This is a genomic window from Mesorhizobium sp. WSM4833, assembly GCF_055811095.1.
Genome location: NZ_JBVVQG010000004.1, coordinates 428,363 through 455,197, shown reverse-complemented (window position 1 = coordinate 455,197; position 26,835 = coordinate 428,363). Strand labels below are relative to the sequence as shown.

20 protein-coding genes are annotated in these 26,835 nt (G+C 63.2%); 14 read left to right on the top strand and 6 right to left on the bottom strand.

From position 1 onward, the window contains the following. The first annotated feature begins 8 nt into the window (after positions 1-8). A complete protein-coding gene (locus AC0L2D_RS10575; RefSeq protein ID WP_473540995.1) occupies positions 9-296 on the top strand; it encodes a YciI family protein in 288 nt (95 codons plus the stop codon). Between the two features lie 2 nt (positions 297-298). Further along, the gene (locus AC0L2D_RS10570; protein WP_473540993.1) at positions 299-1,219 is read left to right on the top strand and encodes a heme-dependent oxidative N-demethylase family protein; all 921 of its coding nucleotides are present in this window, start codon (positions 299-301) and stop codon (positions 1,217-1,219) included. Here AC0L2D_RS10570 and AC0L2D_RS10565 read toward each other — a convergent pair. Together AC0L2D_RS10565 and AC0L2D_RS10560 are read right to left on the bottom strand one after the other, a co-directional pair. Next, entirely contained in the window at positions 1,216-1,659 is a 444-nt protein-coding gene (locus AC0L2D_RS10565; protein WP_127268297.1) for a hypothetical protein, read from the bottom strand. The genes AC0L2D_RS10570 and AC0L2D_RS10565 overlap by 4 nt on opposite strands. A 133-nt stretch (positions 1,660-1,792) precedes the next feature. Continuing rightward, complete coding sequence (locus tag AC0L2D_RS10560; protein WP_473540991.1) at positions 1,793-2,122, bottom strand: MoaF-related domain-containing protein; 330 nt, start codon at positions 2,120-2,122, stop codon at positions 1,793-1,795. 192 nt (positions 2,123-2,314) lie between these two features. Here AC0L2D_RS10560 and AC0L2D_RS10555 point away from each other — a divergent pair, with 192 nt between their 5' ends. The 8 genes from AC0L2D_RS10555 (at position 2,315) to AC0L2D_RS10520 (ending at position 12,036) form a co-directional block, all read left to right on the top strand. Further along, positions 2,315-3,364: a LacI family DNA-binding transcriptional regulator gene (locus AC0L2D_RS10555; protein WP_473540990.1), complete on the top strand. Its 1,050-nt coding sequence runs from the start codon at positions 2,315-2,317 to the stop codon at positions 3,362-3,364. A gap of 235 nt (positions 3,365-3,599) precedes the next feature. After that, positions 3,600-5,045: a homospermidine synthase gene (locus tag AC0L2D_RS10550; RefSeq protein ID WP_473540988.1), complete on the top strand. Its 1,446-nt coding sequence runs from the start codon at positions 3,600-3,602 to the stop codon at positions 5,043-5,045. Positions 5,046-5,228: 183 nt separating this feature from the next. After that, positions 5,229-5,606, top strand: coding sequence for an outer membrane lipoprotein Omp10 (omp10, locus tag AC0L2D_RS10545; RefSeq protein WP_473540987.1), 378 nt, complete (start codon positions 5,229-5,231; stop codon positions 5,604-5,606). 187 nt (positions 5,607-5,793) lie between these two features. After that, positions 5,794-7,824 (top strand): 5'-nucleotidase C-terminal domain-containing protein, encoded by a 2,031-nt coding sequence (locus AC0L2D_RS10540; RefSeq protein ID WP_473540985.1) that lies wholly within the window; start codon positions 5,794-5,796, stop codon positions 7,822-7,824. 234 nt (positions 7,825-8,058) lie between these two features. Beyond that, entirely contained in the window at positions 8,059-9,123 is a 1,065-nt protein-coding gene (gene hemH, locus AC0L2D_RS10535) for a ferrochelatase (RefSeq protein ID WP_473540984.1), read from the top strand. Between the two features lie 155 nt (positions 9,124-9,278). Beyond that, complete coding sequence (locus AC0L2D_RS10530; protein ID WP_473540982.1) at positions 9,279-10,490, top strand: NAD(P)/FAD-dependent oxidoreductase; 1,212 nt, start codon at positions 9,279-9,281, stop codon at positions 10,488-10,490. Between the two features lie 119 nt (positions 10,491-10,609). Further along, on the top strand, positions 10,610-11,560 hold the full coding sequence (locus tag AC0L2D_RS10525) for an SPFH domain-containing protein (protein ID WP_013529726.1): 951 nt from the start codon (positions 10,610-10,612) through the stop codon (positions 11,558-11,560). Positions 11,561-11,571: 11 nt separating this feature from the next. Further along, positions 11,572-12,036: an NfeD family protein gene (locus tag AC0L2D_RS10520; protein ID WP_013529725.1), complete on the top strand. Its 465-nt coding sequence runs from the start codon at positions 11,572-11,574 to the stop codon at positions 12,034-12,036. A gap of 4 nt (positions 12,037-12,040) precedes the next feature. On the opposite strand, the gene AC0L2D_RS10515 is transcribed toward AC0L2D_RS10520, so the two are convergent. After that, positions 12,041-13,042: a KpsF/GutQ family sugar-phosphate isomerase gene (locus tag AC0L2D_RS10515; RefSeq protein ID WP_024502733.1), complete on the bottom strand. Its 1,002-nt coding sequence runs from the start codon at positions 13,040-13,042 to the stop codon at positions 12,041-12,043. A 237-nt stretch (positions 13,043-13,279) separates the two neighbouring features. On the opposite strand from AC0L2D_RS10515, the gene AC0L2D_RS10510 reads away from it, so the two are divergent. Then, a complete protein-coding gene (locus tag AC0L2D_RS10510; protein ID WP_473540980.1) occupies positions 13,280-15,082 on the top strand; it encodes an outer membrane beta-barrel protein in 1,803 nt (600 codons plus the stop codon). A 40-nt stretch (positions 15,083-15,122) separates the two neighbouring features. On the opposite strand, the gene galU is transcribed toward AC0L2D_RS10510, so the two are convergent. Beyond that, complete coding sequence (galU, locus tag AC0L2D_RS10505) at positions 15,123-16,028, bottom strand: UTP--glucose-1-phosphate uridylyltransferase GalU (protein WP_013529722.1); 906 nt, start codon at positions 16,026-16,028, stop codon at positions 15,123-15,125. 209 nt (positions 16,029-16,237) lie between these two features. On the opposite strand from galU, the gene AC0L2D_RS10500 reads away from it, so the two are divergent. Next, complete coding sequence (locus AC0L2D_RS10500; protein WP_027161398.1) at positions 16,238-17,458, top strand: lytic murein transglycosylase; 1,221 nt, start codon at positions 16,238-16,240, stop codon at positions 17,456-17,458. A gap of 128 nt (positions 17,459-17,586) precedes the next feature. Next, positions 17,587-18,801 carry an SGNH/GDSL hydrolase family protein gene (locus AC0L2D_RS10495; RefSeq protein ID WP_013529720.1) on the top strand — a complete coding sequence of 405 codons (1,215 nt, stop codon included), beginning with the start codon at positions 17,587-17,589 and terminating at the stop codon, positions 18,799-18,801. 27 nt (positions 18,802-18,828) lie between these two features. Here the strand turns inward: AC0L2D_RS10495 and AC0L2D_RS10490 are convergent, their stop codons facing one another. Both AC0L2D_RS10490 and gltB read right to left on the bottom strand, forming a co-directional pair. Next, positions 18,829-20,283, bottom strand: a complete 1,455-nt coding sequence (locus AC0L2D_RS10490) for a glutamate synthase subunit beta (protein ID WP_013529719.1) — start codon at positions 20,281-20,283, stop codon at positions 18,829-18,831. 141 nt (positions 20,284-20,424) lie between these two features. Continuing rightward, complete coding sequence (gltB, locus tag AC0L2D_RS10485; protein WP_473540978.1) at positions 20,425-25,161, bottom strand: glutamate synthase large subunit; 4,737 nt, start codon at positions 25,159-25,161, stop codon at positions 20,425-20,427. Between the two features lie 491 nt (positions 25,162-25,652). On the opposite strand from gltB, the gene AC0L2D_RS10480 reads away from it, so the two are divergent. Further along, entirely contained in the window at positions 25,653-26,702 is a 1,050-nt protein-coding gene (locus AC0L2D_RS10480; RefSeq protein ID WP_013529717.1) for a threonine aldolase family protein, read from the top strand. Positions 26,703-26,835: the final 133 nt, after the last annotated feature.

Below are 26,835 nucleotides of genomic sequence, written 5' to 3'. Positions count from 1 at the left end.
CCAATACAATGTTCGTCGTTTCCCTGAACTACAAAGTGCCGCTGGCCGAGATCGACCAGCTTCAGGCGGCGCATATCGAGTGGCTGAAGGCCTGCTATGCGGACGGCATCTTCGTCGTCTCCGGGCCGAAGAAGCCGCGAACCGGTGGCATCATCATAGCGCAATGCCCACGCGATGTGCTCGACGCCAGGCTGGCCGCCGACCCTTTCGCCAAGGCGGGCGCGGCCGACTATGACGTCACCGAATTCCTGGCGAGGATGGCCACCGCCGGGCTCGACGATTTCAAGGAAGCGTGAGCTTGGCCGATCTGCCCACCCACACGCCTTATGACGGCTCGTCGAAACTCTTCACCATCGGACTGAAGCCGCTCGACCCGGCGGACTGGATCGAGATCGACGACCAGCTGCTGCCGTATCTCGCCGAGAAGCACCGGCTCTATGCCGAAATCCCTGAGCGGGTTTTCGTCGAGGAGGGCGGCACTCGGGACGCCCAGCAGGAAGTGCTCGACCTGCTCGGTGCGCATCTCATGGAGAGGTTCCCCGAAACCTATCGGCGCACCGGATCGGGCATCGAGGTGGAGGGTGCAGCGAGCCGCCTGCCTGCTTCCCTCGCCGATGCGCCGCTGGCCAAGGCCTCACAGCTCATCCAGGAAGACCTGATCCTGATGCGCCGCGGCGACAGCGGCTGGCGGCTGGTCGCCGGCTCGCTGTGCTTTCCCTCGTCCTGGTCGCTGCTGGAAAAGTTCGGCAAGCCGCTGCATGACATTCACGCACCGGTTCCGGGTTTCGGCCCCGGCACGCGTCCGGCCGATCTGATCAACCGGATGTTCGACGGCCTCCAGGGGCAAGCCGTCGAGCGTTACAACTGGTCGATCCAGTCAGGCGACGCGCTCTACCATCCGCTCTCCGGCCTGCAACGCATCGACCGCGCCACCAACCGGCCGACGCGCTTTCCCGATGGCGATATCGACGCCCACGCCTTCATCCGCGTCGAACGACAGACGTTGCGAAAACTGCCTGTTGCACGCGATATCCTGTTCACTATCCGCATCCATCTCAATCCGCTCAAGGTGCTGGCGCGGCACCCCGATCGGGCGAAGCTCGCGGCGTCTTTCGCTGCCCAGCTCGAAGCGCTCGATCTCGCTCAGCTAGACTACAAGGGCCTGACGGCGGACCGCGACCGGCTGGTCGACCGGCTCGGGGCGCTGGCGCTGTCCTAAATCGCGGCCAGGCCCAACAGCAGGATCGCGGACATCGCGGTAAAGACGGTGACGTTGACATCCCACCGCCAACCCGCCGGTCCGAACGGCGGTCGGAATGGCAGGTAGCCGTTCTCGTCGTAGAGCACGCCGCCATAGATCGGTCGTGAGAGCATGGCCACGAAGAAGGCTCCATACATGGCGACGCCCAATCCCCCGGCGAGATAGAGCCGCTCGGCTTGGAGTGGCCCTCCAATCCAGATAAGCCCCAGCGCAATCAGCGCGACTCCGGTGTAACTCAGCACCTGCCAAACGACGTGAAACCGGGCGTGCGGAGTCCACAGCGGATTGGTGGCGTGGGTAGCGTTGAGGTCGGCTTTGATCGTCACCACACCGTAACCCACGGTCGCGACGCTCAGCAGAATTCGGGCAAGCAGATGACTGTCGTAAGCGAGTTCCATCGCATTTTACTCCCCCATTAGAGAAATCGACTGGCAATTCAGCAGATCGTAATTCGAAGTACTTCAACGAGGAAACAGCAGTATGCCGGTCGCAAGCGGATGCCGCACTTTGCCGGGTCGCGACGCTGGAGCGTCACCCAGGCGAAACGGCTTGAATGGCGCCTTGGGCACAGAAGAGCTGTCCGTCGGCCAGCCGCGCATAATTGTGGACGATACCGTTCTCATGATCCTGCAACTGCACGATGAAGTTGCCGCTCTGCTCCGTCCAGCTCATGAGCACGAGGTTCGGGCGTACGCTGGTCATGTCGATCTTGACCACCTCGTCAATTTTGGTGGCTCCGATCGACGCCTGCACATGTAATTCCTCCGGCGAGAAAAACGTCAGCCGGGGTACGAACGGGCCGAAAACGCAGTCGAAAGTCTTACCGATAAGCGAGGCTGGGAAAACATTGGTTTCTGCCATAACTCCCTCCCTGGGCATGGCCGTTGGGACCAAGCCATTTGACAATCTCCGGTGTTTCAGTCGCAAAAAATGCCAGATACGCACACTTGGAGCGCTCCAAGTGATACGATCCACCTTTTCCATTTTCGAGTCAACAAAATTCTTGGAGCGCTCCAAAAAATGGTCTAACTGAAGGGAAAAGGGTGAATCGCAATGCCAACGCTAGCCGACGTAGGCAAGGCTGCCGGTGTCTCCCGGGGCACTGTTTCCAACGTCTTCAACCGGCCGGAACTGGTCAGGCCTGAATTGCGCCAACGTGTCGAAGCGGCCGCGCGAGCGCTCGGATTTGGCGGCCCCGATCCAAAGGGACGATTGCTGCGGGATGGCAAGTTCAATGCCATCGGGTTCATGCCACCTGGCGCCTACGCCATCGCCGAGGTGATGAGAAGTCCCTATGGCCGCGAGCTGGTGCTGGGCGTTTCGCTCGCCTGCGACGAGGCCGGAACGACGCTCAGCCTTGTAAACGGCACCGACGATACCCGCTTCGCCAGCATCCGCGAGGCCCTCGTTGACGGCTTCATCCTTGGTCACAGCGGGGACATCGGTCTCATAACATCGGCACAACGACGGCGCCTGCCCTTCGTCATTCTCGAATGCGACGCAGGTCCCGACATCAATTCGATAAAGATCGACGGCAGGAGTGGCGCGGTCGCTGCCGTCCGGCATCTGACCGGGCTGGGACACCGACATTTTGCCATCCTGTCCATAAGGAGGACTCCAGGCCCTCCGATCGTGCACATGCCCGGACAGGCAAAGCGCCCGCTTCTAGCCGGCTTCTCACTCGATGACGAAAGGCTCGACGGTTTCAAACAGGGTTTGGCGGAGGCGAACTTGTCGATCGACGATGTCCCGATCATCGAGACGACGCCCGGCGATCCATCTGCTGGAGCGGTGGTATTCGACAATGTGCCTGAAGCAACCGCGATCCTGACCATGTCGGATTGGCAGGCGATCACAATACTCGACGAGGCGGTTTGTCGCGGCATAGAGGTGCCGGGCCACGTGTCGGTCATTGGCTTCGATGGCACTGCTGAATCCGCGCGCACCACACCTCCGCTGACGACTGTCGCGCAAGACGTGATCGGAAAAGGCAGGCTCGCCGCCCGCATGGTTCTTGACAATCAACCGCCCCGCCAAGTCGTTCTGCCCGTGGAATTGGTGGTTCGGGCGTCCACAGCCGCGCCGAGGGCAAAAATCCGTTGAACGGACGGGGGCGCGTCGCTTGCGCTTGGCGAATGAGCTAGCTTCGGCTCGGATAGAGCCACTCATCCACGGTTTCGGCCTTAACCACGTAGCCAACGCAGCGTAGCCGCTGGTTGGCGCTTTTCGCTGGTTTGTGACAATGATCTGTGATGTAGCGCATGGCCGCCGGGCAAAAATGCCCGGTTTTTGCGTGTGTTTTCCCAGTTTCCTGGGTTTTGAAGGAGTGCTCGATAAAATGGCGACTGAAAACTGGCCCGTTTACGGTGAAATCACCGGCCCTGTCGTGATGATCGGCTTCGGTTCGATCGGCCGGGGAACGCTGCCGCTGATCGAGCGCCATTTCAAGTTCGACAAGTCGCGCATGACGGTCATCGACCCGCGCGACACCGACCGCAAGCTGCTCGACGAGCGCGGCATCGCCTTTGTCCAGGAGGCGGTGACCGATAAGAACTACAAGAAGCTCTTGACGCCGCTACTGACCAAAGGCGGCGGTCAGGGCTTCTGCATCAACCTGTCGGTCGATACCGGCTCGGTCGACCTGATGCGGCTCTGTCGCAAGCTCGGCGTGCTCTACATCGATACCGTCGTCGAGCCATGGCTCGGCTTCTATTTCGATGCCGAGGCCGACAACGCCAGCCGCTCCAACTATGCGCTGCGCGAGTCGCTGCTCAAGGAAAAGCACGACAAGCCCGGCGGCGTGACGGCGATTTCCACCTGCGGCGCCAATCCTGGCATGGTCTCGTGGTTCGTCAAGCAGGCGCTGGTCAACCTCGCCACCGATCTTGGCCTCGAGTTTTCGGAGCCGTCGCAGGACGACCGCGAGGGCTGGGCCAAGCTGATGAAGAAGGCCGGCGTCAAGGGCATCCACATCGCCGAGCGCGACACCCAGCGCGCCAAGAAGCCGAAGCCGATGGACGTGTTCTGGAACACCTGGTCGGTCGAGGGCTTCATCTCCGAAGGCCTGCAGCCCGCCGAGCTCGGCTGGGGCACGCATGAGACATGGATGCCGAAGAACGGCAAGAAGCACAAGCACGGCTCCAAGGCCGCCATCTATCTGGAGCAGCCCGGCGCCAACACGCGGGTTCGCTCGTGGTGCCCGACGCCCGGCGCGCAATACGGCCTGCTGGTGACGCACAACGAGGCCATCTCGATCGCCGATTTCTTCACAGTGCGTTCCAAGAAGGGCAAGGTGCAGTACCGCCCGACCTGCCACTATGCCTACCATCCCTGCAACGACGCGATGCTGTCGCTGGACGAGATGTTCGGAGCCGCCGGCAAGCCTCAGCCGGTGCACCACGTGCTCGACGAGAACGAACTGGTCGACGGCGTCGACGAACTGGGCGTGCTGCTCTACGGCCATGACAAGAACGCCTACTGGTACGGCTCGCAGCTGTCGCTCGCCGAGGCGCGCAAGCTGGCGCCCTACCAGAATGCAACCGGCATGCAGGTCACCTCGGCGGTGCTCTCGGGCATGGTCTGGGCGCTGGAGAACCCCGAGGCCGGCATCGTCGAGGCCGACGAGATGGACTACAAGCGCTGCCTGGAAGTGCAGTCCCAGTATCTCGGACCGGTCAACGGCTACTATACCGACTGGACGCCGCTCGATAACCGCCCCGGACTGTTCCCGGAAGACCTCGACCGCGACGACCCGTGGCAATTCCGCAACATCCTCGTTCGATAGCACCGCACGGGGCATACCTCCCCGCCTTGCAATCGCCCGGAAATCGGGCGATTGAAGGGATGCGGACGAGAGCGATGGGCGTCCATTTGGACGCACGTCGCTCTGGAAACTTGGATGCACGCCTCGTGCTTTTCGAAAATCGATTCCGATTTTCGGGCCGATGCGAGAGGAGAGGATTTTCATATGACTATTGCGCGCAAAATTCTTTCGATGAGCGTGGCGGGTGCCATCGCGACGATGCTTGCTGCTTGCACGACCAGCGGCCCGAATGAGCCGCCGATGGCAGCGGCGCCGAAAGGCGTCGAGGGCTCTTGGATCGACGCCAAGGGCACCGGCCTGTCGACTTTCGCCGGCGGCACTTTCACGACGGTCGCCACCGACACCGGTCAGAAGCTTGCCGACGGCAGCTACACGATGACCGGCGCCACATCGGTGCAGATCAACGGCACCTCGCTGATCCGCCAGACCGCGGTCAGCTTCAACTGCCTGATGGTGTCGACAAGCCAGCTCAACTGCACCAGCTCCGGCGGCCAGAATTTCGTGCTGACACGGCGCGTCTGAACCCACGACCATTCGTTTTCCAAGGACGGCGGCCGGTTGGCCGCCGTCCTTTTTTGTGCCGGCAAAGGGTCCCGGATTCCGCTTGCGTCATCCGGAACGCGATGGGAACATGGCCAAAGCGCCGGCTGTTATGTTCCAGTCAAGCAAGAGCGCTAATGGCCTCTGATCAGCTTTCCGGGAGACGAAGATGAAGAAGCTTGCCGCCATTGCAGCCCTGTCAGCCTCAACCCTCGGCCTGTCGGCCGGCGCGTCCTTTGCCGACTACACGCTGAACATCCTGCATATCAACGACTGGCACAGCCGCATCGAAGGCAACAACAAATATGAATCGACCTGCTCGGCGGACGAGGAGACCAAGGGCGAGTGCATCGGGGGCGCGGGCCGGCTGATCACCGCGATCGCCCAGGAACGCAAGAAGCTGGAAGGCCAGAACGTGCTGCTGCTCAGCGCCGGCGACAATTTCCAGGGCTCGCTGTTCTACACGACCTATAAGGGCAAGGTCGAAGGCGAATTCCTCAACGACATGAAGTTCGATGCCATGGCCCTCGGCAACCATGAATTCGACGACGGCGAGGCCGCCTTGGCGCCGTTCCTCGACATGATCAAGTTCCCCGTGCTCGGCGCCAATGTGAAGGCCAACGCGCAATCCAAGCTCGGCGACCGCGTCAAGCCATCTGTTGTCGTCGAGGTCGGCGGCCAGAAGATCGGCATCATCGGCGCGATCACCAACGACACGCCGGATCTCGCTTCGCCGGGTCCCAACGTCGCCATCGAGGACGACGTCAAGTCGATCACTGCCGAAGTCGAGAAGCTCAAGGGCGAAGGCGTCAACAAGATCATCGCCGTGACCCATATCGGCTACAGGCGCGAACGTGACGTCATCGCCAAGATCCCGGGCGTCGATGTCGTCGTCGGCGGCCACAGCCATTCCCTGCTGTCGAACACCGACCCGAAGGCGGAAGGCCCCTACCCGACGATGGTCGACAATCCGGACGGCTACAAGGTGCCGGTGGTGCAGGCGGCCTCCTATTCGAAATATCTCGGCGAGTTCAAGGTGGTGTTCGACGACAATGGCGTCGTCAAATCGGCCAGCGGCGACCCGATCTATCTCGACAAGTCGATCACCCCCGACCCGGCCGTGCTCGCCCGCATCAAGGAGCTTGGGGCGCCGATCGAGGCGTTGAAGAACAGGGAAGTGGCCGAAACCACCGACGTCATCGACGGCAGTCGCGAGAGCTGCCGCACCCGCGAATGCGCGATGGGCAATCTCGTCTCCGACGCCATCCTCGACCGCGTCAAGGGACAGGGCGTCGAGATCGTCATCTCCAATGGCGGCGGCCTGCGCGCCTCGATCGACAAGGGCACCGTCACCATGGGCGAGGTGCTGACCGTGCTGCCCTTCCAGAACACGCTGGCGACCTTCCAGATTTCGGGCAAGGATCTGGTGGCCGGCCTCGAGGGCGGTCTCAGTCAGGTCGAGGACGGCGCCGGGCGCTTCCCCCAGGTCGCCGGCCTGAAATATTCCTTCGACAAATCCGTTGCGCCCAATGCCGGCCGGGTCAAATCGGTGGAGGTCATGGAAGGCGGTGCCTGGACGCCGATCAAGCCGGAGAAGGACTATCTGATCGCCACCAACAACTATGTTCGCCAGGGCGGCGACGGCTACAAGGTCTTTGCCGACAAGGCCAGGAATGCCTACGACTACGGCCCCGGCCTCGAACAGGTGGTTGCCGACTATCTCGGCGCCCACCGGCCCTACACGCCGAAGCTCGACGGCCGCATCACCGAAATAGCCGCGACCGTCGCCGCGGCGCCTGCGGCCCCGGCAACCGATCCGGCCAAGCCAGCCGAAGCGGCCCCGGCCACCCCGGCGCCCGCACCGGCTGAAGCCGCCAAGCCTGCCGAAGCGGCACCGGCAATGCCTGAATTGCCGGCCAACTCGGGCGATATCGCCAACACACCACCGGCCATATCGACGGAAGGAGCACCTCCCCCGCCAGCGCCACCAGCCGCGCCGGCACCGGCCAAGCCGGCAAAGCCTGCTGAGGCCGCGCCAGCGGAAGCCAGCCATGTCATCGTTGCCGGCGACACCTATTGGGATCTGGCCAAGAAGGCCTATGGCGACGGCGCCAGGTGGAAGGTCATTTCGGGCGCCAACAAGGGCTACGAACCCCGCCGGCTTCCTGTCGGCGCAACCCTGACCATCCCGCCGAAATAGCTCGCTTATATGCCTGAATGACACCGCCCGTCCGAAAACCGGACGGGCGTCCTGTTTTCGGGCTAATGCATGTCGCCCAAAAGTGACCTCGGTTTTGGGAGAACGACATGCATAGAACAAAGAGTTAAAGCGGGTCGTCTGAATCCATTCGGACAATCCGCTTTAAGGTGCGGCCAGACGCTGCATTGAATGCGCGCGCAAGATGGTTAGGTTCGCGTCTCCCGGAGAACCCTTATGACGCTTCCCACCCCTGCCGATCCCAAGGTCGCAAAAGCGCTCGGCCCGTTGCCCGCTGGGCATCCGCCGGTCAAGGCGGGCAAGATCGGCGTCATACTGGTCAATCTGGGCACGCCCGATGGCACCGATTTCAAGCCGATGTGGCGGTATCTGCGTGAATTCCTGTCCGATCCGCGCGTCATCGAGCTCAACAGGGCGATCTGGTATCCGATCCTCTATGGACTTGTGCTCACCACGCGGCCCAAGAAATCGGGCGCCAATTACGCCCGGATCTGGAACCGGGAAAAGAACGAGTCGCCGCTGCGCACCTACACCCGTGCCCAGGCCGAAAAGCTGGCCGAAGCGCTGCGCGACCTGCCTGATGTCGTCGTCGACTGGGCGATGCGCTACGGCAACCCTTCGACCGCCAGCATTGCCCAGCGTCTGGCCGACCAGGGCTGCGACCGCATTCTTTCGTTTCCGCTCTATCCGCAATATTCGGCGACGACCACGGCAACAGCCAACGACCAGCTGTTTCGCGCGCTGATGAAGATGCGCCGCGCGCCGGCCGTCCGCAGCGTGCCGCCCTACTATGACGAGCCGGTCTATATCGAGGCGCTGGCGCGTTCGATCGAACGGCATCTGGCGACGCTGGATTTCGAGCCGGAGGTGGTCATCACCTCCTATCACGGCATTCCAAAACCCTATTTCGAGAAGGGCGATCCCTATCATTGCCACTGCCAGAAGACGACGCGGCTGTTGCGCGAACGGCTCGGCTGGGATGACAGGAAACTGATCATCACCTTCCAGTCGCGCTTCGGCGCGCAGGAATGGCTGCAACCCTATACCGACAAGACGGTGGAGAAACTCGCACAGGACGGCGTCAAGTCGATCGCCGTCGTCAATCCCGGCTTTTCCGTCGACTGCATCGAGACGCTGGATGAGATCGGCCGCGAGGCGGCCGAAACCTTCCACCATGCCGGCGGCAAGAATTTCGCCCATATCCCTTGCCTCAACGACAGCGCGGAGGGGATGGCGGTGATCGAGGCGATGGTGCGGCGCGAACTGTCTGGCTGGGTCTAGGAGAAATTCCAGGAAAAGTGTGAAACGGTTTTCCCGGGAAAAGCGAATAGCGCTTTCCCTTGGGAATTTCGTCAACCGGAGTTAGAGCGGCTCGCCGCTCTAACTCCGGAACAACACAAGCTCCGGGGCGTTAAGGCGCGCCGCCGGAGAATGCGATGCCCCGCAAACTCGACCTCAGAACTGGCCAGCCCGTCTGGTCAGCCTATCGCGCGCCTGCGGTGCCGACGGACGGCCTGATCCGGGACGTCAAGGCAGATGTGCTGGTCGTCGGCATGGGCATCAGCGGCGCCATGATGGCCGAGGCGCTGACGGCCGATGGCCATCGGGTGATCTGTATCGACCGGCGCGGTCCGCTGAAGGGCTCGACGGCCGCAACCACCGCACTGGTGGCATTCGAAATAGACCAGCCTCTCTCCACGCTCTCGAAGATGGTCGGCAGAGCCTCGGCGCAGCAGGCCTGGCGGCGCTCGCGGCTCGCCGTCTCCAATCTCGCCGGACGCATCGCCGAACTCGGCGTCAACTGTGGCCTGAGCCGGGCGCCGTCGCTCTATCTGTCTGGCACGATACTTGGTCCGTCGGAACTGCGCGACGAGGCCAAGGCACGGCGGCTAGCCGGCATCGCCGCGACCCATCTGACGCCGGCGCCGCTGGCGGAGACATTCGGCATCGACCGCGAAGGCGCCATTCTCAGCCACGGCAACATCGCGCTCGACCCGCGTAAGCTGACGGCTGGGCTGCTGCTGAAATCCCTTCAGCGCAAGGCTCGCTTCTACGCCCCCGTCGAAGCGACAGTGATTGAGGATAGCGCCGAAGCTGTTGTCGTCGCGACCAGGGATGGCCCGACCATAACCGCGCGACATGTTGTTCTGGCCACCGGCTACGAACTTGTGGAGATCGTGCCGGCCGCGGCCCACCGGATCATCTCGACATGGGCGATCGCAACATGCCCGCAACCGCGAAAGCTCTGGCCGGACGCAGCGTTCATCTGGGAAGCGTCGGAGCCGTATCTGTATATGCGCACGACGATCGACGGCCGGGTCATTTGCGGCGGCGAGGACGAGGATTTTGTCGACGAAGCGCGGCGCGACGAGCTGATCGCCGACAAGAGCACACGCATCGCCGAGAAGCTCGGCCTGGTATTTCCGCATCTCGACACCAGGCCCGATTTTGCCTGGACCGGTTCGTTCGGCACCACAACCACCGGCCTGCCCTATATCGGCGCCATTCCCCGCCACCCGCGCATCCATGCAGTGATGGGCTACGGCGGCAACGGCATCACCTTCTCGCAGATCGCTTCCGAGATTGTCCCGGCTTCGATCAACGGGCTGGAGGACACGGATGCAAGATTGTTTGCCTTCAACCGCTGATCGCACCCGCAAACAATCCGTCATCACCTGATTGTAACGCACCTGAAACACACTTAAGTCTTTGGTGAAGTCGGCCGCGCGAGAATGGCTTGTGCGGCCTTCGTCTGAGGGAGAGCCAAATGGATTTCAGTGGTTTCGATATTGCGGTTGGTGCACTTGCCCTTCTGGTATTGGTGCTGCTGATCAAAGGCATCAGGACAATCCCGCAAGGCTACAACTATACGGTGGAGCGCTTTGGCCGTTACACCAAGACACTGAGCCCGGGTCTCAATTTCATTTACCCGTTCATCGACCGCATCGGCGCCAAGATGAACATGATGGAGCAGGTGCTCGACGTTCCAAGCCAGGAAATCATCACCCGCGACAACGCCATTGTCGGTGTCGACGGCATCGCCTTTTTCCAGATCCTCAACGCCGCTCAGGCCGCCTACCAGGTTTCCGGCCTGCAGAACGCCATCCTCAATTTGACGATGACCAACATCCGTACCGTCATGGGTTCGATGGATCTCGATGAACTCCTGTCGAACCGCGACGCCATCAACGAGCGCCTGCTGCGCGTCGTCGATGAAGCGGCCCACCCGTGGGGCATCAAGATCACTCGCGTCGAAATCAAGGACATCAACCCGCCGGCCAACCTTATCGAATCGATGGGCCGGCAGATGACCGCGGAACGCAACAAGCGCGCCCAGATCCTTGCCGCCGAAGGCCTCAAGCAGTCGCAGATCCTCGAGGCCGAAGGCCGCAAGGAAGCCGCCTTCCGCGATGCCGAGGCGCGCGAGCGTTCGGCCGAGGCGGAGGCCCGCGCCACCCAGGTGGTGTCGGAAGCGATCTCCAAAGGCGATGTGCAGGCGCTGAACTACTTCGTTGCCCAGAAATACACCGAAGCGTTGGGCAAGATCGGCACCGCGACCAACAGCAAGATCGTGCTGATGCCCTTCGAGGCATCGTCGCTGATCGGTTCGCTCGGCGGCATTGGCGAGATCGCCAAGGAAGTCTTCCGCAGCGAAGGCACGACCGGCTCGCAGAGGCAGGCCGCGCGCCCGCCGGTCGTTCGCCCAACCGACAACTGAGGTCGAAACCAATGATCGACCGCATCGTTTCCGAACTCGGCCCGTGGAACTGGATGGTTCTCGGTTTCGTCCTGCTGGTGATGGAAATCATCGCGCCGGGTATCTTCATGCTGTGGATCGGCATCGCCGCGCTGATCATCGGCGCTGTGTCACTGCTGATCTGGGACACCGGCTTCTGGACATGGCAGGTCCAGGTCCTCGCCTTCCTGGCGCTGTCGCTGGTCTCGGCCTATGTCGGCAAGAAGCTGGTCGGCAGCCGCAACGACCCGACCGATCAGCCGCTGCTCAACCGGCGCGGCGCGCAGATGGTCGGCAGGATGGCGACACTTGCCGAACCGATCCGTGACGGGCGCGGCCGCATCAAGCTGGGCGACACACTGTGGCGTGTCTCCGGCCCTGACCTGCCGGCCGGCACGCAAGTGCGCGTGACGGGTGCGGCCGATACGGATCTGGAACTGACCGTCGAGGCGGTCTGAACGTTCAGGCGGCGCCGATACGCAGCAGATCATGCAGGTGGATGAGGCCGACTGGTTTCCGGCCCTCCACCACCATCAGGCTGGTGATGGCTGAATTGTTGATCGTCTGCAGCGCCGTTGCCACCAGCGTGTCCGGCGTCGCGGTCTTCGGACCTCTTGTCATCACCTGATCCACCGTCATCGCCAGCAGATTGCTGCCGATGTGACGGCGGATGTCGCCATCGGTGATGATGCCGACCAGCGCACCGTCGACATCGGTGATCGCGACGCAGCCAAACCCTTTGCGCGACAGTTCCAGGATCGCGTCCTGCATGCCGGTGCCCGCAACCACCAGCGGCAGCCTGTCGCCGACATGCATGATCTCGCGGATCTGCGTCAGGTTGGCGCCGAGCTGGCCGCCCGGGTGAAAGGTGCGGAAATGGTCCGGCGTGAAGCCGCGTGCTTCGAGCAGCGCGATCGCCAGCGCGTCGCCCATCACCAGTTGCAGCAGCGTCGATGTCGTTGGCGCCAGGCCGTGCGGACAGGCCTCCGGAGCGCGCGGCAAAAGCAGCACCACGTCCGCCGCCCGCGCCAGCGCCGATGTCTCTCCGGCGGTGATGGCGATCAGCGGAATGGAAAAGCGCCTGGAATAGGCGACGATGCCCATCAGTTCCTTGCTTTCGCCCGACCACGACATGGCGATGATGGCGTCGTCCCTGGCGATCATGCCGAGATCGCCGTGGTTGGCTTCGGCGGGATGGACAAAGAAAGCCGGCGTGCCGGTCGAGGCCAGCGTCGCGGCGATCTTCGAACCGATATGGCCGCTTTTGCCGACGCCGGTAACGATGAGCCGGCCTTCAATCCCCGAGATCATCTCGACCGCCTGGGCGAAAGGCGCGGCCAGCCCATTCTCCAGCGCCTCGGCGAGGGCTGCGACACCAGCCTGTTCTGTCGCCACCGTCCTCAGCGCCGAAGCGATCGAGGCTTGCCTGTCCAAAGGCTTCTTATCCAGGGATCCCGCATGCATGGCTGATGCGATTAGCGCTTTGCCGGCGCGCTGTCCAACGGAAATGGCCCCAGGCATATCGCCCGAACGTGTGCGGTGGTTTAGACGACGGCAGGCGAGAAAACGCACGCAGTATGAATCCCTTTGGAAATCAGCGCTTCAGGCAGCTGACGGGCCGCTGCCTCAACCCTCCGTTAACCATCCCCATTTACGGTTCGGTAAGTATGGCGCGCGTGCGCCGCGCAAGCAGTGGTGGCGATGTCCGGGGTCCAGCCAGAAAATTCGACGGGACGTGGGGGCAAGGCGGTCTGCGCCTTGCTGCTGGCAACCAGCATGTTTGCCTTGCTGCGCCCAACGGCGCTCCATGCCCAGGAAACCGAACTGCGCGGCGAAGTTTCGGAATCGGCGATCCTGTCCGACCAGCAGCGCAAGGCGAGACAGCTGGCCTTGGCAGCGCAGGGTCAACAGCCGGCCAACGCCGCGCAGGACAATGCGCCGGCCCGCACCTATCTGCCGGCCAGCGCCGGTGCCGTGCCTGACCACGCCGACACTGGCGACGCCACCGCGACCGGCAGCCTCTTCGACCCGCCGGCAGCCACTGACGACACGTCCGCCGACACGGCGGCGCCGCCCAAGCCGCGCCGCCGCTCATCGAGCGCCAGGCAGAATGCGGCTGACCAAGCCAAGGACAAGGCTGCCGACAAGTCGAAAAAGAAGAAGAAATCGACGGCCGACACCTCCGACATCACCGCTTCCACGACCGCCTCCCGGACCGCCTCCACGACGGACGCCACCGATGCTGCAGAGACCGATGCGGACACGGCCAACCGCCGCGCACTCACCATCGACAGCGCCGACAGGCAGAAGCTCGACCCAGGAGCGGAGCGTACGGACGCCATCGAAGGCCAGAAGAAGAAGCTGGAGGATGATCCGTTTGCCGCCACCGGCGTCAAATGGGGCTCCTTCGTCATCCGGCCGACGATCGAACAGGGCCTGACCGCCACCTCGAACGGCGATTCGAGCAGTGCAGGCAAGTCGGCGCTGCTGTCCGAGACGGCGCTGCGCTTTTCCGCCGCCTCCGACTGGCGCGAGAACTCCGCTACGATCGACGGCTATGGCCTTTTTCGCGAGACCGTCTCGGGTTACCCGGTTCACGACGAGCAAGGCCGCATCGAAGGCCAGCTCAATGTCGACCTCGACAATGAATTGCGCGCCATCGCCAAGCTCGGCTACGAGGCCGTGCCGGAATCGGCATCATCGCCGGACGCCATTGCCGGCGTCAGCAAGCAGCCGCTGCGGCAGACCATCGATGGCAGCCTGGCCGTCGAAAAGCATCTCGGCAAGATGCAGTACACGTTGACCGGCGCGGTCTCGCACGACTTCTACGGCGACGCCAAGCTATCGGACGGCACCTCGCTGTCGCAGAAGGATCAGGACTCGACGCTCTACACGGCGACGTTGCGCACCGGCTACGAGATCTCCCCTGCCCTGACCCCCTTCACCGAAATCGAGGTCGGCCGCCGGACCTATGATCAACGCATCGACAATGAAGGCTTCGAGCGCTCGTCGACGCGGCTCGGCGCCCGCGCCGGCCTTGCACTCGACATGGGTGAGAAGCTGTCGGGCGAATTCTCGGCCGGCTGGCTCAGGGAAGCGATCGACGACAAAAACCTTGATGCGATCTCGGGTGCCACCGTCAACGCCGACCTCAAATGGTCACCCGAGCGCGGCACCATGATCGGCCTGACCGGGCGGACCACCGTCGAGCCCACGACCACATCGGGCGAAAGCGGCGACATTCTCTATTCCGGCCGCCTGACAGGCGAACGCCAGATTCGCGCCAACCTCACCGCCAACGCGGCTCTGGGTCTCGACTGGCGCGATTACATCGGCATCGACGGCCATGACAGGGTATTGAGCGCCGAGGCCGGCCTGACCTGGTGGCTGAACCGCTACGCCGGCCTCACCACAAGAGTGAGGACGGAGAAACTGACCAGCAACCTGCCGGGCCGGGACTACACCGCCAACAGCATCTTCCTCGGCGTCAAGGTGCAGCGCTGAACGGCCGCACCAACGACATCCGGCCGCTCGCTAGGATGTTTTAAAACGCAGCACCACGGCGCTCTGACGGCTTCAGCTCGTCGAGAAGCGTGCGGATGACGCCCGCCATGTTCTCGTTCATGTCGCTGCGCCACAGCGCGAAGGCGACATTGGCCTCGACAAAACCCTCCGGCGATCCGCAGTCGAACGTGCGGCCTCGATAGTGGTAGCCGTAGAAAGGCTGCTGCTTTTCCAGCTTCAGCATGGCGTCGGTGAGCTGGATCTCGTTGCCGGCGCCTTTTTCCTGACCTTCTAGGATCTTGAAGATCTCCGGCTGCAGGATGTAGCGGCCGTTGATGTAGAGATTGGACGGCGCGGTGCCGGCCTTCGGCTTTTCCACCATCTCGGTGATACGGAAGCCGTGATGCGTGTCCTCGCCGCGGCCGACGATGCCGTATTTGTGGGTTTCGGCGGGATCGCATTCCTGCACCGCGATGATGTTGTTGCCGGTCTCCTCGTAGAGCTCGACCATTGCCTTCGTGCAGCTCTTCTCCGACTGCATGATCATGTCGGGCAACAAAAGCGCGAAGGGCTCGTCGCCGACGAGCTCGCGGGCGCACCAGACGGCGTGGCCAAGTCCCATCGGCACCTGCTGGCGTGTGAAACTGGTCTGCCCCGGCGCCGGCTGCAGCCGCTGCAGGCGGGCGAGCTGGTCGTCCTTGCCGCGCTGGGCCAGCGTGTCATAGAGTTCGAACTGGATGTCGAAATGGTCCTCGATGACGGCCTTGTTGCGACCGGTGACGAAGATGAAATGCTCGATGCCGGCCTCGCGCGCCTCATCCACCACATACTGGATCACCGGCCGGTCGACGACGGTCAGCATTTCCTTGGGGACAGCCTTGGTGGCCGGAAGAAACCGTGTGCCGAGACCGGCGACCGGGAAGACTGCCTTGCGAACTCTCTTCATGCTTTCAATTATCCGTTTGAGGGCCAGCTCCGCAATCCCCGTTTCAAGACATTTTCACGCCGGAATTGGGGATTACTGGGAAACTGAGGGGAACGTCCACCGGTAAAGCTTCGAAGCGTCTTTTCGTTCCCGGTGGCACCTATGGTAAACTAATTCCTAACCTGGTTCGGCGATGAATGGTCTTTCCTGAGACAGAGAAGGAGGAAAAGATGTCCGTTCGCAATGCCGCAAAAATTTTTACCAGCGTCATGGCGGCAGCCAGCCTATCGCTCGCTCTGCTGATGCCTGGCCCCGCTTTCGCCGATGCCGGTTTCCGGCAATGGGTCGCCGGCTTCCGCGCCACCGCCGTGCAGAGCGGCGTTTCCGGCGCCCTCTACGACCAGGCCTTCAGGAACATCAGGGATATCGATCCCGTGGTGCTGGAAAAGGCGCGCACGCAGCCTGAATTCACGGCCCCTGCCTGGGACTATTTCGACAACCGCGTCCATGATCAGTCCGTCGCCGTCGGCCAGCAGATGGCCAGGAAATGGAAGCCGTGGCTGGATCGGATCGAGGCCAGGTTCGGCGTCGACCGTTACATCCTGCTGGCCATCTGGTCGATGGAATCGAATTATGGCGAGATCCTCAAGCGCGACGACATCATGCGCAACGTCGTGCGCTCGCTGGCGACCTTGGCCTACGCCGATCCGAAGCGGGCGAAATTCGCCCGCACACAGCTGATCGCCGCGCTGAAGATCCTGCAGACCGGCGACATCGACGAAAGCCATCTGAGCGGATCCTGGGCCGGCGCCATGGGCCACACCCAGTTCATCCCGACCAGCTATCTGCACTATGCCGTGGACATGGACGGCAATGGCAAGCGAGACATCTGGAATTCGATCCCCGATGCGCTGGCGACATCAGCCAATTTGTTGAAGAAGAATGGCTGGCAAGCCGGCAAGACCTGGGGCTATGAGGTCGCCTTGCCAGCCGGAAAACTTCCCGGCGGTTCCAAGACACTGTCGCAGTGGCAGGCGCTCGGCGTCGTCAGGGCCAACGGCAAGCCGTTCAAGAACGGCTCCGACAAGGCGACGCTGAAGGTGCCGGACGGCCGCAGCGGGCCAGCCTTCCTGATGATCAAGAATTTCACGGTCATCAAGGCCTACAACAACGCCGACAAATATGCGCTGGCCGTCGGCCTTCTTGCCGACGAAATCGCCGGCTCGAGCGGTCTGGTGCAGGACTGGAAGCGGCCTTTCACCAAGCTTACTTTCGAGGAAAGACAGGAGCTGCAGAAGCGGCTTTCCCAGCATGGCCTTTACGACGGCAAGTTCGACGGCAAGATCGGCGACGGCTCGAAGACTGCCATCATGGCCTTCCAGGCCAAGGCCGGCTTGACCCAGGACGGCTATCCGAGCATGGAAGTGCTGAAGTGGCTCCGGCAGAAATAGAGCCGCCTGCGGTGCCGCGCGGCCTTCCAGGCGCGCAAAGGACACTGTAGCAATCTGGTTGGCGCGGCATTTGCCGAGAAACCGATGCGGTTTTTCGGCAGGACTGCGCCAAGGGACGGAGGAAACGATTGGCTTCGGCTGCGCGCATCGCAGGGCTTGTTCGTCGCATGCCGGTGCTCGTCCTGGCCGTGGTCGTGCTTGCCGTCGGCGTGGCTGGCGCCTTTCATGCGCCGGCCATGGCGCAGGAGCAGCAAAACCGCGGCTGGTCGTTGCGCGACCTTTTGTTTCCGCGCCGCAGCGAGCGCATTGAGCCGCCCCTGGATATCCAGAAGCCGAGGCCCAGGCCCAAGGCGAAAAAACCCCGCGCCCCGCGCCCGCCCGCGGAACCGGAAATCCCGGTGGTCGACAAGGCGCCGGACGCCCGCACCGTCCTGGTGGTCGGCGACTTCATGGCGGCCGGCCTCGCCGAAGGCCTCGACACCGCTTTCGCAGAGAATGCCGGCGTCAGGATCGTCGTTCGCAGCAATGGCTCGTCCGGCTTCGTGCGCGATGATTTCTACAACTGGCCCGAACAGATCAAATCGCTGATCGAGACCGAAAAACCCGCCGCCGTGATCGTCATGCTGGGCTCCAACGACCGCCAGTCGATGAAGGTGGGCGACGTGCGCGAACAGCCACGCTCCGAGAACTGGACCAAGGAATATGAACGCAGAACCGACGCGCTGGGCAAAGCCATCGCCGCGGCCAAGGTCCCCTTCCTTTGGGTCGGCATGCCGGCGTTCCGGGTGCCGAAGATGACCTCGGATATGCTTGCCTTCAACGACATCTACCATCAGGCCGCAGAAAGCCATGGCGGCGAATTCGTCGATATCTGGGACGGCTTTGTCGACGAGAACGGCGCCTTCGTCACCAGCGGCCCCGACATCAACGGCCAGCCGGTGCGGCTGCGCGCCGATGACGGCATCAATATCTCGAAGGCGGGCAAGCGCAAGCTCGCCTTCTACACCGAAAAACCGCTGCTGAAGATCCTCGGCCTGACCGCGCCGGGAAGCATGATTACACCGTCCGCTCCGGCGGGCGCCCCTGTCGAGACGCCGGCGCCGGCCGCGCCCCCCATCGTCATCGACCGCACTGCGCCGATGCTGCTCAGCGATCCGGCACTCGACGGCGGCTCGGAGCTGCTTGGCGCGGCACCGCCGGCAAAGGCCAATCCGGACCTGCCCGGTGAAAAGCTTGTGGTCGAGGGCAAGGCACCGATTGCATCGCCCGGCCGCGCCGACGACTTCTCCTGGCCACCGAAGGCCGCAGCCGCGACCGACACCACGACCGCGATCAATCGTTAGTGTCGCAGCGCGGCTCTGAGGCCGGGCTCAGCGCGGGAGAACGCTCGACCCCATCAACGCCTCGTCGATCGCGCGCGCAGCCTGGCGGCCCTCGCGGATCGCCCAGACGACCAGCGACTGGCCACGACGCACGTCGCCGGCCGCATAGAGCCTGTCGACGCTGGTCTTGTAGTCGCGGTCATTGGCCTCGACATTGCGCGAGCGGCGGCTGTCGGTGGCGATCTTCATCTCACCCTCCAATTCCCTCGCCACACCGGCCGCGGCCGGCCCGGCAAAGCCGATGGCGATGAAAGCGAGATCGGCACGAATGACGAATTCGGTACCGGCGATCGGCTTGCGCTTGTCGTCGACCTCGCAGCACTTGACGCCGGTCAGCTGGCCTTCCTCGCCGATGAATTCGAGCGTCGCCACCTGGAATTCGCGCTCGGCGCCTTCGGCCTGCGAGGACGAGGTGCGCATCTTCGTCGCCCAGTAGGGCCAGACCGAAAGCTTGTCTTCCTTCTCCGGCGGCTGTGGGCGGATGTCGAGCTGTGTGACGCGCACCGCGCCCTGGCGGAAGGCCGTGCCGACGCAGTCGGACGCGGTATCGCCGCCGCCGACGACGACGACATGCTGGCCGCCGGCGATGATGGGATGCGACGGCCACGCCACCGACTGGATCGGTTCGCCGCCGACCCGCCTGTTCTGCTGCACCAGATAGGGCATCGCGTCATGCACGCCGCCGAGATCGTCGCCGGGAATACCGGCCGCGCGCGGCGTTTCGGAACCGCCGCAATAGAGCACGGCATCATGTTCGGCGAGCAGTTCGGCGACCGGCTTGTCGACGCCGACATTGACGCCGCAATGGAAGGTCACGCCCTCGCCCTGCATCTGCTCGATGCGCCGGTCGATATAGTGCTTCTCGATCTTGAAGTCGGGAATACCGTAGCGCATCAGCCCGCCGGGCCGGCTTTCGCGCTCGTAGACATGGACGTCGTGGCCGGCGCGGCCAAGCTGCTGGGCAGCCGCCATGCCGGCCGGGCCGGAGCCGATGACGGCGACCCGCTTGCCGGTCTTCTTCTCCGGCGGATAGGGCCTGATATGGCCGGTTTCATAGGCCTTGTCGGCGATCGCCTGCTCGACCGTCTTGATGGCGACGGGAATGTCCTCGAGGTTCAGCGTGCAGGCTTCCTCGCAAGGCGCGGGGCAGATGCGGCCGGTGAACTCCGGGAAATTGTTGGTCGAATGCAGGTTGCGGATCGCGTTGTCCCAGTCGCCATTGTAGACGAGGTCGTTCCAGTCTGGAATCTGGTTGTGGATCGGGCAGCCGGTCGGCCCGTGGCAGAACGGAATGCCGCAATCCATGCAGCGCGCGGCCTGTTTCTCGACCTCCTTGTCAGACATCGGCAGCGTGAACTCGCGGAAATGCCGGATGCGGTCGGAGGCCGGCTGGTACTTGTGCACCTGCCGGTCGATTTCGAGAAAGCCTGTTACCTTGCCCATAGTCCAGTTCCTGCTGTCCAGATGGTGCGGTTTTCGCCGCACCCGTTAACCCCTTGAGGCAGCCATGGCAACCTTGCGCCGGAGGTCAAACTGTCGATGAAGATGGGCCGGGAAGCCTGGGCTCCCCGGCCATTGCAAAGCCTATTCCGCCGCAACGCCCATGCGCATGCGTTCCATCTCGATCAGGGCGCGGCGGTATTCGACCGGCATGATCTTGCGGAACTTCGGCCGGAACGTCGCCCAGTCGTCGAGAATCTCGCGACCACGTACCGACCCGGTGTAATGCACATGGTTCGAGATCAGCTGGTAGAGCCGCTCCTCGTCATGGCTGGTCATGTCGCCGGAGACGTCGACGCGGCCCTTGTGATCGAGGTCGCCGCCATGGTGCAGCAGCCTCTCCATCAGATCGTCTTCTTCCGGAACCGGCTCCAGCTCGACCATCGCCATGTTGCAGCGCTCGGCAAAATCGCCCGCCTCGTCGAGCACGTAGGCGACGCCGCCAGACATGCCGGCGGCGAAGTTGCGGCCGGTCTTGCCGATGACGACGACGATGCCGCCAGTCATGTACTCGCAGCCATGATCGCCGACGCCTTCGACGACGGCGGCGACGCCCGAATTGCGCACGGCGAAACGCTCGCCGGCGACGCCGGCGAAATAGGCTTCGCCCTCGGTTGCGCCATAGAGCACCGTGTTGCCGACGATGATGGATTCAGCCGCGACGATCTTGGCCTCTTCCGGCGGCCGAATGACGATGCGTCCGCCCGACAGGCCCTTGCCGACATAGTCGTTGCCGGCGCCGACAAGCTCGAACGAGATGCCGCGCGCCAGGAAGGCGCCAAAGGACTGGCCGGCAGTGCCGGTCAGCTTCACCTGGATCGTATCCTCGCGCAGGCCTTTGTGCTTGAAGCGCTTGGCCACTTCGCCCGACAGCATGGCGCCTGCGGAGCGGTCGACATTGCGGATATCGACCTCGATCTTGACCGGCAGCTTGCTCTCGAGCGCCGGCTTGGCCAGTTCGATCAGCTTGCGGTCGAGCACGTCGTCGATCGGGTGCTTCTGCCGCTCGGTCCAGTGCACCGCTTCATGCGGCGCATCCGGCTTGAAGAACATCTTCGAGAAATCGAGCCCGCGCGCCTTCCAGTGCACGATCAGGTCGCGCTTTTCCAGAAGATCGGTGTCGCCGATGATCTGGTCGAGATGGGTGTAGCCCATCTCGGCGAGCAGCTCCCTCACCTCTTCCGCGACGTAGAAGAAGAAGTTGATGACATGCTCGGGCGTGCCCTTGAAGCGCTTGCGCAGCACCGGATCCTGCGTCGCGACGCCGACCGGACAGGTGTTGAGATGGCATTTGCGCATCATGATGCAGCCGGCCGCGATCAGCGGTGCGGTCGAGAAGCCGAACTCGTCGGCGCCGAGCAGCGCGCCGATGATGACGTCGCGCCCTGTGCGCAAGCCACCATCGACTTGCAGCGCAACGCGCGACCGCAAGCCGTTCAGCACCAGCGTCTGGTGTGTCTCGGCAAGGCCCATTTCCCACGGGCTGCCGGCATGCTTGAGCGACGTCAGCGGCGAGGCACCGGTGCCGCCGTCATAGCCAGAGATGGTGATGTGGTCGGCACGTGCCTTGGCGACGCCCGCCGCAACCGTGCCGACGCCGACTTCCGACACCAGCTTGACCGACACGTCGGCCGCCGGATTGACGTTCTTCAGGTCGTAGATCAGCTGTGCCAGATCCTCGATCGAATAGATGTCGTGATGCGGCGGCGGCGAGATCAGGCCGACGCCCGGCGTCGAATGCCGGACCTTGGCGATGGTGGCGTCGACCTTGTGGCCGGGCAGCTGACCGCCCTCGCCGGGCTTGGCACCCTGCGCCACCTTGATCTGCATCATGTCGGAGTTGACGAGGTATTCGGCCGTGACGCCGAAACGTCCCGAGGCGATCTGCTTGATCGCCGAGCGTTCCGGGTTCTTGCCGCCGCCCGGCAGCGGCAGATAGCGGTCGGCCTCTTCGCCGCCCTCGCCGGTGTTCGACTTGCCGCCGATCTGGTTCATCGCGCGCGCCAGCGTCGTGTGCGCTTCGCGCGAGATCGAGCCGAACGACATCGCTCCGGTCGAGAACCGCTTGACGATGTCGGCCGCCGGCATGACGTCGTCGAGCGCCACCTTCTTGCGGCCGGTTTCCCCGGCCAGCTTGAGCTTGAACAGGCCGCGAATGGTCTGGGCGCGGGCCGTCTCGCTGTCGATCTGGGCGGAATAGTCCTTGAAGGTTTCCCACGATCCCTGGCGCACGGCGTGCTGCAAGGTGGCGACAGCATCTGGCGACCAGATATGCGCCTCGCCGCGCATGCGGAACATGTATTCGCCGCCGACCTCGAGGCTGTTGCGCAGCACGGGGTCGTTGCCGAAACCGTCATTGTGGCGGCTGAGCGTCTCGGCCGCGATCTCGTCCAGGCCGACGCCTTCGATCAGCGTCGCGGTGCCGGTGAAGTATTGCTGCACGAAATCGGTCTTCAGGCCGATGGCGTCGAAAATCTGCGCGCCGCAATAGGACTGGTAGGTCGAGATGCCCATCTTGGACATCACCTTGAGGATGCCCTTGCCGATCGACTTGATGTAGCGCGAGACGACTTCGTAGGCGTCCACTTCCTTCGGCAGTTCGCCGCGCTTGTGCATGTCGAGCAGCGTGTCGAAGGCGAGGTAGGGATTGATCGCCTCGGCGCCATAGCCGGCGAGGCAGCAGAAATGATGCACTTCGCGCGGCTCGCCGGATTCGACGACGAGGCCGACCGAGGTGCGCAGCCCCTTGCGGATCAGGTGATGATGGACCGCCGCCGTCGCCAGCAGCGCCGGGATGGCGATGCGGTCGGGCCCGACCTGGCGGTCGGACAGGATGATGATGTTGTAGCCGCCGGCAACCGCCGCCTCCGCCCGCTCGCACAACCGATCGATGGCGCCCTGCATGCCCGCGGCGCCTTCGGCGGAGCCATAGGTGATGTCGATCGTCTTGGTGTCGAAACGGTCCTCGGTGTGGCCGATGGAGCGGATCTTCTCGAGATCGCCATTGGTCAGGATCGGCTGGCGCACTTCGAGCCGCTTGCGGCGCGAATTGCCGACAAGGTCGAAGATGTTGGGCCGCGGCCCGATGAAGGACACCAGGCTCATCACCAGCTCCTCGCGGATCGGGTCGATCGGCGGGTTGGTGACCTGGGCGAAGTTCTGCTTGAAATAGGTGTAGAGCAGCTTCGACTTGTCCGACATCGCCGAGATCGGCGTGTCGGTGCCCATCGAGCCCACCGCTTCCTGGCCTGTCGTCGCCATAGGCGACATCAACAGCTTGGTGTCCTCCTGGCTGTAGCCGAATGCCTGCTGACGATCGAGCAGGCTGACATCCTTGCGCAACGCGCGCGGTTCGACCGGCTTCAGATCTTCGAGGATCAGCTGCGTGTTGGCGAGCCAGGTCTTGTAGGGATGCTTGGTCGCGATCTCCGACTTGAGCTCCTCGTCGGAGACGATGCGCCCCTTCTCCAGGTCGATCAGCAGCATGCGGCCAGGCTGCAGCCGCCACTTCTTGACGATCTTCTCCTCCGGCACCGGCAGCACGCCGGCTTCCGAGGCCATGATGACGCGGTCATCGTCGGTGACGATGTAGCGTGCCGGGCGCAAGCCATTGCGGTCGAGCGTGGCGCCGATCTGGCGGCCATCGGTGAAGACCACCGCCGCCGGTCCGTCCCACGGCTCCATCAATGCCGCATGGTATTCGTAGAAGGCCTTGCGATCGGCATCCATGAGCTTGTTGCCGGCCCAGGCTTCCGGGATCAGCATCATCATGGCATGGCTGAGCCTGTACCCGCCCTGGAACAGGAACTCGAGCGCATTGTCGAAGCAGGCGGTGTCGGATTGGCCGTCATAGGAAATCGGCCACAGCTTCGAGATGTTGTTGCCGAACAGTTCGGAATCGACCGACGCCTGGCGCGCAGCCATCCAGTTGTTGTTGCCGCGCACGGTGTTGATCTCGCCATTGTGGGCGACCATGCGGTAGGGGTGCGCCAGCTTCCATGACGGGAACGTGTTGGTCGAGAAGCGCTGGTGGACGAGGATCAGCGCGGTTTCGAAGCGCGGGTCCTTGAGGTCCTTGTAGTAGGCCCCGACCTGATAAGCCAGGAACATGCCCTTGTAGACGATGGTGCGCGCCGACAGCGACACGCAATAGGCGCCGATGTCCATGTTGTCGTTCTCGGCATAGATGCGGCCCGATATGACCTTGCGCAGCAGATAGAGCCTGGCCTCGTATTCCTCGTCATCGGTAATGTCTGGCGTGCGGCCGATGAAGATCTGCCGATGGAACGGCTCGGATGCCACGATGTCGGGCGCCTTCGACAGCGACGAATTGTCGACGGGCACGTCACGGAAACCGATGAGCGGAAGTCCCTCGGATTGCGCCGATTCGGCAATGATGTCCTCGATATGGGCGCGAAGGGCCGCGTCCTGCGGCATGAACCAGTGTCCGACGCCGTACTGGCCCGCCGGCGGCAGCTCGATGCCCTGGGCTGCCATCTCCTCGCGGAAGAACTGGTCGGGAAGCTGCACCAGCACGCCGGCGCCATCGCCGACCAGCGGATCGGCGCCGACGGCGCCGCGATGCGTCAGGTTTTCGAGCACAGCCAGCCCGTCCTCGACGATCTGATGCGACTTCACGCCCTTCATGTTGACGATGAAACCGACGCCGCAGGCGTCATGCTCGTTGCGCGGATCGTAGAGGCCCTGGGCGGAAAATCCGTTGGCGCTTCGGCCAATATTGGATCGCAAGGTGGTTTTGACGGTTGCCGCTTTCGTCTGCGCGGCCTGGCCGTTCGTCGCAGAGTGCGTCATGTCCGTCATCTCCTGTCCTCCTTCCCAGCCATTCAGGCGCTGGTTTGCCTCGGCAAGCGCTTGGCTCACCCTGATCCTTGTGGCACGTCTTGCGAAATCCTGTCGAACCAGGCGGCTTTCCGCATGGATCGCATCCGGTAATCGTACAGGCCAGAGTCTGGCTGTCCACCTGTCGCTCGCGGCAACAGCCGGAGAGGCCCAAATGATACGCCAATCCAGCTCGTTTTGTGCGACAAAATAAGACAGCACTACTGTCCTAAATTTTTATGGCAGAAATCCCGGACGCACACAAGACCGATTTGCAAAAAACTTGGGGCATTCGCGACAGAAAATGTCGCGAAGCTGAGGAAAAACGTAAGCTTCAGTCGTCGGCCTGGGCTTTGCCCGTTGGCTGGCTTTACTGTTTTTCCGGCGCCTGGCCCTTGCGATCAGCACGCGAAACCGGTCAACTTCAGTCTGATTTCCCCAACCCCCCGTTCTCCCAAGACATAGGCAGATGCATGTTCTTCGCTTCCGACAATTGGGCAGGCGCCCACCCCAACATTGCCGCCGGCCTGTCGGCCAATGCCGGCGGCTTTTCCACCGCCTACGGCGACGGAGCGCTCGACCAGGCAGTCTACCAGCGCTTCAGCGAGATTTTCGAACGCGAGGTCGCGGTGTTCTTCGTCGCCACCGGCACGGCCGCCAACTCGCTGGCGCTGACCGCTTACAACAAGCCGGGCGGCATTTCCTTTGCTCACCGCGAATCGCATGTCATCGAGGACGAATGCGGCGCGCCGGTGTATTTTTCCGGCGGCTCACGCCTGCATGAGATCGATGGCGCGCTGGGCAAGATCGATCCGCACAATCTGGAAAGGACCATCGGCCGTTTCGCACCGGAAATCGTCCATTGGGGACGGCCGATGGCCGTTTCGATCACCCAGTCGACCGAGGTCGGCACCATCTACGGCCTGGATGAGATCGAGACGATCGCGGCGATCGCCAAACGATATTCGGTGCCCTTGCACATGGACGGCGCCCGCTTTGCCAATGCGCTGGTCGCGCTCGACACGTCGCCAGCCGAAATGACCTGGAAACGCGGCGTCGACATCCTGTCCTTCGGCGGCACCAAGAATGGCTGCTGGTGCGCCGAAGCGATCGTGCTGTTCGATCTTGATCGTGCCAGGGAATTGGCGTTCCTGCGCAAGCGCGCCGCCCAGCTGTTTTCGAAATCGCGCTTCGTCGCGGCGCAGTTCGAGGCCTATTTCAAAGACGGATTGTGGCTGGACACCGCCCGCCACGCCAACGCCATGGCCGCACGCCTTGCCGCCGCGATCGAGGATTCGGCCACGGCAAAGCTGGCATGGCTGCCGCAGGCAAACGAGGTTTTCGCAGTGATCAAGAAAGCCGAAGCTGAAAAGCTGCAGGCAGCGGGTGCGGCGTTCTATGATTGGCACAAGCCGCACGGCTTTGACGGCCACATCAGCGAGGACGAGCTGCTGTATCGCTTCGTCACCAGCTTCGCGACGACGGCCGATGAGGTCGACCGTTTTGGCCAGCTGATCGCCTGATACCGAAATCCCCGACAACAAAAAAGCGGGGGGGGGGGGGGGGGGGGGCCGCGGGGGGGGGGGGGGGGGGTTTTTTGGGGGGGGGGGGGGGGGCGGAGGGGGGGGGGGCGCGCCGCCCCCCGCAAGGGGGGCG